The 7,426-nt window shown below is 55.1% G+C and carries 8 protein-coding genes; 2 read left to right on the top strand and 6 right to left on the bottom strand.

The features are described 5' to 3' along the window. On the top strand, positions 1–242 hold a 242-nt coding region (locus WCJ41_RS19155; protein ID WP_336907439.1), incomplete at its 5' end, for a hypothetical protein. A gap of 70 nt (positions 243–312) precedes the next feature. Here WCJ41_RS19155 and WCJ41_RS19150 read toward each other — a convergent pair. The 6 genes from WCJ41_RS19150 to WCJ41_RS19125 all read right to left on the bottom strand — a co-directional run bounded on the left by WCJ41_RS19150 (position 313) and on the right by WCJ41_RS19125 (position 6,117). Further along, entirely contained in the window at positions 313–1,512 is a 1,200-nt protein-coding gene (locus tag WCJ41_RS19150) for a mandelate racemase/muconate lactonizing enzyme family protein (protein ID WP_336907438.1), read from the bottom strand. Next, entirely contained in the window at positions 1,512–2,444 is a 933-nt protein-coding gene (locus WCJ41_RS19145; protein ID WP_336907437.1) for a D-2-hydroxyacid dehydrogenase, read from the bottom strand. Before WCJ41_RS19145 ends, WCJ41_RS19150 begins: the two co-directional genes overlap by 1 nt. Then, positions 2,441–3,256 (bottom strand): ABC transporter permease, encoded by an 816-nt coding sequence (locus WCJ41_RS19140; protein WP_336907436.1) that lies wholly within the window; start codon positions 3,254–3,256, stop codon positions 2,441–2,443. The genes WCJ41_RS19145 and WCJ41_RS19140 overlap by 4 nt, the downstream gene beginning before the upstream one ends. Next, the gene (locus WCJ41_RS19135; protein ID WP_336907435.1) at positions 3,237–4,004 is read right to left on the bottom strand and encodes an ABC transporter ATP-binding protein; all 768 of its coding nucleotides are present in this window, start codon (positions 4,002–4,004) and stop codon (positions 3,237–3,239) included. Before WCJ41_RS19135 ends, WCJ41_RS19140 begins: the two co-directional genes overlap by 20 nt. A 57-nt stretch (positions 4,005–4,061) precedes the next feature. Next, positions 4,062–5,063, bottom strand: coding sequence for an ABC transporter substrate-binding protein (locus WCJ41_RS19130; RefSeq protein WP_336907434.1), 1,002 nt, complete (start codon positions 5,061–5,063; stop codon positions 4,062–4,064). A gap of 94 nt (positions 5,064–5,157) precedes the next feature. Next, positions 5,158–6,117, bottom strand: coding sequence for a dihydrodipicolinate synthase family protein (locus WCJ41_RS19125; protein WP_336907433.1), 960 nt, complete (start codon positions 6,115–6,117; stop codon positions 5,158–5,160). A 203-nt stretch (positions 6,118–6,320) separates the two neighbouring features. Between WCJ41_RS19125 and WCJ41_RS19120 the strand changes: the two genes are divergently transcribed. Next, positions 6,321–7,343, top strand: coding sequence for a helix-turn-helix domain-containing protein (locus WCJ41_RS19120; RefSeq protein ID WP_336907432.1), 1,023 nt, complete (start codon positions 6,321–6,323; stop codon positions 7,341–7,343). The last annotated feature ends 83 nt before the right edge of the window (positions 7,344–7,426 follow it).

Below are 7,426 nucleotides of genomic sequence, written 5' to 3'. Positions count from 1 at the left end.
GGGAGGCGATGATGGTAAGGAACTCATCATCTCTCGACCGATCCTCTGATTTGGCCCGACTCATCCAAATCTTGATTCGCCAAACCCCGGGGATGTCCAGACAAATTTCTCAAGCCGTTATCCCCGCCACCTCAGCCAGTACCTGGGCAGTTACGGAAAATCAATCAATCTCTCGCCTGAGAGCATTCAAGAGTTACTTGCTGACAGCTTTTGGCTCTGCTGTATTTTTTATGCGGATATGAGTCTGGACGTTGAAGATAGCAATGGCCTGTCCAAACACTGGAGCAAGCGTAAATATGACTGTGGTCCTGTCTAGTCTCTCCAATACTCATCTGGTGGCGGTCCAAAATCGATCAGCGCACAACTATAAACGGCCGCGGGGTCGAACGGGTAGCGCGCCTCCATTTCTGGCGTAAGTGTCACGCCGATCCCAGGCGTGGTTGGCCTGATGAGGCGCCCACTTACGATTTGCCCCTGGTCGCCGATCATCTCCGCTCCCAGCGGGAAATCGAGCATCGGATACTCGACGAGATCTCCGTCCGCTGCAAATGCTGCGTGATAGCTTGCCATGATGGCCGCAGCGCCTCCCCAGGCATGAACAACAACACGAGTGCCTGTTTCCCTTGAGGCGGCAAAAATGTCCATCACCGCTGAGATACCCCCCATGACGGAAGCATCTGGTTGCACGCCATCGTAGACGCCATCCTTCATGCGCGTAATCATTTCCTTGGGCGTGGTGATGATCTCGCCACCGTAGACTGGGATATCGATCTGCCGCCTCAGTGCCTTGAAGCCCTCGGGAGCATCGGGTCCAATAGCCTCTTCGAGAAAGAGGATAGGCTGCTGGCTGACCTTGCGCACTTCAGAGACGAAATGCACGACGTCCTCGACGGCTTGGGGCGGGTCCGCCAAATTCTGGCACATGTCGATGCCAACGGAGATTCCCCGCTTCGCTGCCTCCTCCAATATCCAGGCTGTCCGGAAAATGTCCCGCTTGACGGAGCGGATCTTGTAAAGCTCAATGCCTTTTGACTGCAGGAGTTCAAGTTCACGGATGAATTGTATCTTTGCGTCGCAGCATCCGCCGCTTCCGTAGATCTGGATGCTGTCAAGGCGGGCTCCACCTAAGAGGTCATAAACCGGCCTATCTAGGCTCTTTCCTTTGGCATCCTGGAGAGCGATTTCAAATGCGCTGATGACGTGCCGCGCTGCCCCTTGAAGAGACCAGTAATCGCACAGACTGCGCAGGTCTCTTGTGCGACGCTCTATGTCAAAAGCGTCCTTGCCGACTACCTGTGGCGTACAGAGTTCTACGATCGACTTGAAGACCAGTGGCGCGAATACAGCCAGGTAGCCCTCGCCGATACCTTTGACACCATTGTCGAGTGTGATCTCGACCATGCCAATGGTGCGCTTGGGCCCGTTCGGAAAGCACTCCTTGATCTCTGGATCATCTGCATCAGCGTAGGGTGAACTGAGCAGAATGCAGCGGGCATTAGCGATCTGGGGCATCAATAGCCTCTCCTGAAATCAATGGTGCTGAGCAACGCCTTGCCTTGCCGGTAGCGCGCAAGGTTTTCGAGAAAGAATTCGATTTTCCGCTCGAGTTCATCAACGCTGCCACCAGCAGTGTGCTGAGTGAGCATGAGCCGCGGTGTAGCCCAGAAAGGATGACCATTCGGAATTGGCTCCTCTCGCGTCACGTCGATGATCGCGCCTCCCAGTCGGTCGGCTATAAGAGCATCGGCAAGCGCGCTCTCATCAACTAACGAACCTCGACCAAAATTGAGGAACAATGCATCGGCTTTGAGCAATGCCAATCGATCAGCCCCGAAGAGATTCATGGTCCTCTCCGTGTGTGGTACACAGCAGGCAACAATGTCAGCATTACGTAAAGCTTCGTCCAAGTCTGACAGCTCAAGGTCGCTGCCGAAACTTGTTATCCGGCAGTCGAAGGGTGCGAGAAGTTCCGCAAGTCTGTTGTTTATCGCGCCTCTGCCAATCATTACGACCGACAAACCCTTGAGCACGCGCAGGCGCGGTCGAAGATCGTCTCCCATCCATTCCGACCGACGCTGTAGTTCCTGAAGCGGGCCGAGACCGCGGAGAAATCCCAAGATCCCCGCCAGCATTGACTCTGCGACAGGTTCCGAGAAAAATCCGGACAGGTTGGACATCATTGGAAGATTGGGGCCAGCCGCCAGGCCGGCATTGAGGTACTCACCAAAACCAACTGATTCGAGTTGTATCCAGCGCGGCTGACTTCCGTCGAGAAGGCAGTCAGCCGGCGGATTTCCGAACACCACCTCACTCGCATTGAAGGCCGCCTTCACCTCGGGTCCCGAGCCATTCTCCGGAACAAAAAACATGTCATCCCCTTTTAGGGAATGAACAAGACTCTGTTGCTGCCTCTCGGTAAGCGGAATGCATACGAAGATCTTCATGTGTTCCTCACGCGGCGAACGGAGATATGCCAGGGTATGATGAGGCGCTCCGCAAGCGTTACGGCGCCAAACAGGAGAAGGCCAATCAGCGTCAGGAAGAATATGCCGGCGAAAGCAAGGTCTGGCCTCATGTTTCCCGTGACGATCTGAATGTAAAAGCCGAGGCCTTGGTCGGATCCGATGAACTCCGCAATCGCTGCGCCAACGGTTGCATTGATCGCAGCATACTTGAATCCGACGAAGCACTGGGGCATGGCGGCCGGCAATCTAACCTTGAGAAAGGTCCGCCATACTCCCGCACCGGTTGAGCGGCAGAACCTGGTAAGCTCTTCGCTCAGGGAATTGAACGCGAGAATTGCATTCAAGACGATTGGGAAGAAGCATACCAGGAATACGATGATGACCTTGGGCAGCAATCCAAATCCCAGCCACGAAATGAACAGGGGAGCGAACGCGATCTTCGGTGTCATTTCTAGGCAGACGAAGAAGGGGTAGATCGTTCTCCGCAATACGCTCGAGAACGCGATCGCCATTCCCAATGGCAAGCCAACGATGATCGCAACAACATAGCCGAGCAGTGTCTCGAGCCCCGTGATGTAGCTGAAGTAAAGCAGCTTGGGCAAGTCAGCCCATCCATTGCGCACGACATCGGACGGCGGCGTAAGGATGTATTTGGGGATATCAAAGACCACGACGGAGTATTCCCAGACGAGGAAAAACCCGATGAAGAAGAAGATGAACATCCAGGATTGATTGACCAGTGCTCCAAACTTTGCGCCTAAGTTTGACTGGTCAGATGACTCCGTAGCCACGGAATATCTCCTGTATCTCTCGAACATGACTGATGAATTCCGGGGAGTTCTTCACTCCCAAGTCCCGTGGAAACGGCAGATTGATATCTATGAGGCGGTCAATCCGGCCGGGGCGGGGTGTGATCACCGCTACCTGGGAGGATAGTTGAACGGCTTCCTCGATCGAATGGGTGACGAATATAACGCTTGGCCGTCGCGTCATCCAGAGCGACTGTAGATCCGTCCGAATGCTCTCCCGGGTCATTGCATCCAGCTTACCGAGCGGTTCATCCAACAGCATTATATGAGGGTCGTGGACCATAGCCTGGCAGAATGCGGCTCGCTGCTGCATCCCACCTGACAGTTCATGCGGAAAGCGATCGGCAAAGTCTAGGAGTTTGACCTGTCCTAGAAGGCCAAGGACGCGGTCCTTGTATTTGCTGGGGCTGAGGCCCCGCATTTCGAGCTGAAGATCCACATTGCCGCGAACGGTACGCCAGGGCACCAAGGTGTTGTCCTGGAACATGATGCCAATATCTGTTTGAGGCGCCTTTACGGCCTTCCCATCGACAATGATCTGCCCCGATGTCACATCAAGAAGACCGGCCAGCATGAGCATCAAGGTTGACTTGCCGCATCCAGACGGACCGAGAAGTGAAACGAATTGGCCCTCGTCGATGTCAAGACTTACAGGACCAAAGGCATCCACGAGACTGGCCCCGCTGCCGAAGGTCTTCCGAACGTTCTCAATTGAAATCAAAGGGGGCATCACAAATCCGGAAAGAGGAGGGAGGCTACATTAGCCTCCCCTTAGGTATGTGTAAGCCTACTGCACAAAAGCGTTCGTGTAGAAGGACTTCGGATCTGCGTTCGGATCAAGGCCATTGAACTTCTTCATGAGCGCGATCATGTCAGCCCAGTCCGAATCCACGTTGAGCCCGAGAACCTTGTCCTTGTTGGCGGGGGAGTAGAGGATGCCGAGGGTCACCTTCAGCACTTCGAGGGCCTGTGCCTTTCCGGCATCTTCATTCATGGTTCCGCCGACGATATCGCCCATGGCAGCCACCGCGGCTACAGGATCCTTCTCGGTTTCCTTGTACGACTTGATGGTTGCCTGAACGAAGCGCTTCACGAGATCAGGGTCCTTTTCGATGAGATCCTTGGTCGCCACGATGCAGTAGCCGACCTGGTTCACGCCATAGCTGGAATAGGGGAACGCGACGGGCTCTTTGCCACCGTTCGCCTTGATCTCTGCCGGCTTGTCGTCCAGACCACCGAGAATTCCAACTGCGCCACCGGCTCCCTGCAGATAGCTTGAGACGAGCGCACCGTCTGCAACATTCGTCAGCGTGATGTCGGATTCTGCCAGCCCGGCATTGGCGAGGACAATCGGGAAGAACGTATTCACGCCCGCATTTGCGGTTGTGAGCAGTGCTTTCCCCTTAAGATCCTTGATGTCCTTGATGCCGGAATCAGGATTGATGAGGATGGCTTCTGTTCCCATGGCATCGATCACCATTACTGACACGAGCGGAGCGCCCTCTGAAGCCAGCTTGGCCATGGAGCCGCAGGAGCCATAGGAAAACGTGCTGTCGCCGTTCGCAACAAGCCGGTGCGCGGAACCGGAGCCGTTTCCGGAGCGTATGTCGAGATTTATTCCTGCGTCCTTGTAGTATCCCTTGACTTTTCCAAGGGCAAAGCCTGCGTGCGAACCATAGTACATCCAGTTCAGTCGTAACTTCACATCGTCTTCGGCTTTCGCTGAGGCGGACATTCCGACCAGAGCCGCCATAGCTGCCGCGCCGATCAACTTCCCAAAAATCTTCATGGATCGTCTCCCTATGGGTTTGTTTGGCAATCTCAGTATGCGTATCGATTTTCGGACACTTCCGCTGTGCCTTCTCTTTGTTTGATCTCGTGTATCAACTCACCACTCTCGGTGCCCCGATCGCGAGGAGCATGTCGCGTGTTCTCTCACGGTACAGCTCACGAATATCGCGCGTCGGAGGCCTGCAGCGGCTCGATGGGAGTCCTACGAGTTCCATGCAGAGCTTGTCGAGATATCCGTCTCCGCTGGTATAGTTCCTCTCGATATCGACCCAGAGCTTGTAGAAAGGCATGGCTTCCTGAACGAGCATCCGGGCTATCTCCGTATAGTTTTGGCTGCGCACCTCATTCACGAGTTTTATGCCCCATTCCGGCCAGAAATTGCAGTTGTGAACCTCGAAGGCGCGGGCCCCAAGGCTGGGCATTGCAGAGTGTGCAAAATAGAGATTGTTGTCGATGATCGTGAAGCGAGAGGAGAAGTGCGAGACCACATCCTCGAATTCCATCGCGTCAGTTCTGGGTGTCGCCCATTTCAGGCCCACAACGTTCGGAATTTCGGCAAGCCGCTCGATCATGCCGAATGACAGGTTCTGGCTGGTCCAGAATGTATTGTAGACGATGATCCCAAGGTTGGGCTCCGCGTCGGCCGCGGCCCTGATGTATTCCTCAAAATCACCCTCAGTGTGACTGAAGTAGAAGGGACAGGATACCTGGATGAACTTGGCTCCGAGGCTGCGCGCCGCCTTAGCGAGCCGCTTCAGTTCAAGCGTGCTTGTCGTCTGGGCTCCCATTGCCACGGGTACGCGGCCACCGACCTCGTCGATGACAATGCTGGCGACCCGCACCCGTTCGTCGAATGTCATAGTCGAGAAGTCGCCGGCGGCTCCTCCGGCAAGGAAAGTTGCGTTGTCGGCATTGAGGCCGGAGTCGATCAGGAACCTGACGTACTGTCTCAGTGCGCTCTCGTTGACTGGCAGGTCGGGCGTATCTGAAAACGGCGTTGGGACAGTGACATAACAGCCTTCGAGAAGTCTTTTCAGGTGATCTGTCGACACTGCACTTGCTCCTTTGTGAGCACGACTTCCCAATGAGCCGCACGCCTTGCGCGCGGCCCGTTGTGAGACGGGGCATCACCGGTTTGATTTTATGAGGAGGACATTCCTCCGTGATTGAAGGATTGCACCCGTTTTTGGATCAGGATTGACAAAAATGGCAGCCTAAAGAACAAATCTGGCAAAACATACCCACGGAGACCGGAATGGCGAAGAAGCTTGGCGAACGCATCGTTCCCCACTTTAATTTTATTCTGCAGCCGGAGTTTCCGTTGAATGGTCTCATTCTGGCCAGTGATTCACTACGGATCTCCAATCAGAATAGCGGAAAGACCTTGTTTTCATGGTCTTATGTCTCTGTAACTGGTGAGCCTGTTCGCGCAAGCAACGGTATGTGGTTGAGTGCCGACTGCTCACTCCAGGAGATGCCGCGCGGGCATGTTTATCTGCTCTTCGAAGGCAATCTTCCCACGCAGAGGAACTCGCCCAAGCTTCTTTCCAGCCTGCGGGCCGCGGCAAGGTTCGGGGCCATTATTGGTTCGGTTGATACTGGAGCCTTTGCTCTTGCACAGGCAGGCCTGATCGCGACCGAACGGGACACGGATGTCGTTCTGCATTGGGAAGCCACGCCGACCTTCAAGGAGCGCTTTTCTGCGGCCCGGCCACTGAACCAGTTGTTCCTTAGGCGGGAAAAGCGCGTTCATTGTGCCGGGGGTGTGGCGACGCTCGACATGATGCTCGACTTGATTGGCGCCCTTAGGGGCGAGGCGCTGGCAAACGAAGTTGCAAACGCCCTTGTGCATTCACGCCGAAATGCCGAAGTCGAACAGAGGAGTGACGGACTCATGGAATCCGGGCGGTCTCCCCTGGCGGGGCGTGTCGTCAGACTCATGGAGGAAAACCTCGATTTTCCGCTCAATCTTGCCGAACTGGCGGAGGCCGTGGTAATTCCGCCTCGCACGCTTTCCTATGTCTGCAATCAGGTGTTCCGCGAGTCGCCTATGAGGCTCTACTTGAAGGTACGCCTGCAAGCCGCACGGAACTTTCTGTTCTATGAGGAGCAATCGATCAAGGATGTTGCTCTGGCTTGCGGCTTTTCCTATCCGTCAGTGTTTTCGCGGGCGTTTCACCAGCAGTTTGGTCAGACCCCTCGCGAATTTCGGCGGCGACTGCGAGAAACTCAGAACATGGCAGTCAGGCCGGAAATCCGCCGTCTGCTTTCATCATAGTCGATAAACCAACGGGCCAGTGGTCTGTTCTGTCCTAGTGGTGCTGGGCAACACGTCCAGTTTGTATTGCTATTGTGTTGGAA

This window comes from Aestuariivirga sp., from assembly GCF_037139295.1.
GTDB lineage: Bacteria > Pseudomonadota > Alphaproteobacteria > Rhizobiales > Aestuariivirgaceae > Aestuariivirga.
This window is presented reverse-complemented; position numbering and strand designations above follow the sequence as displayed.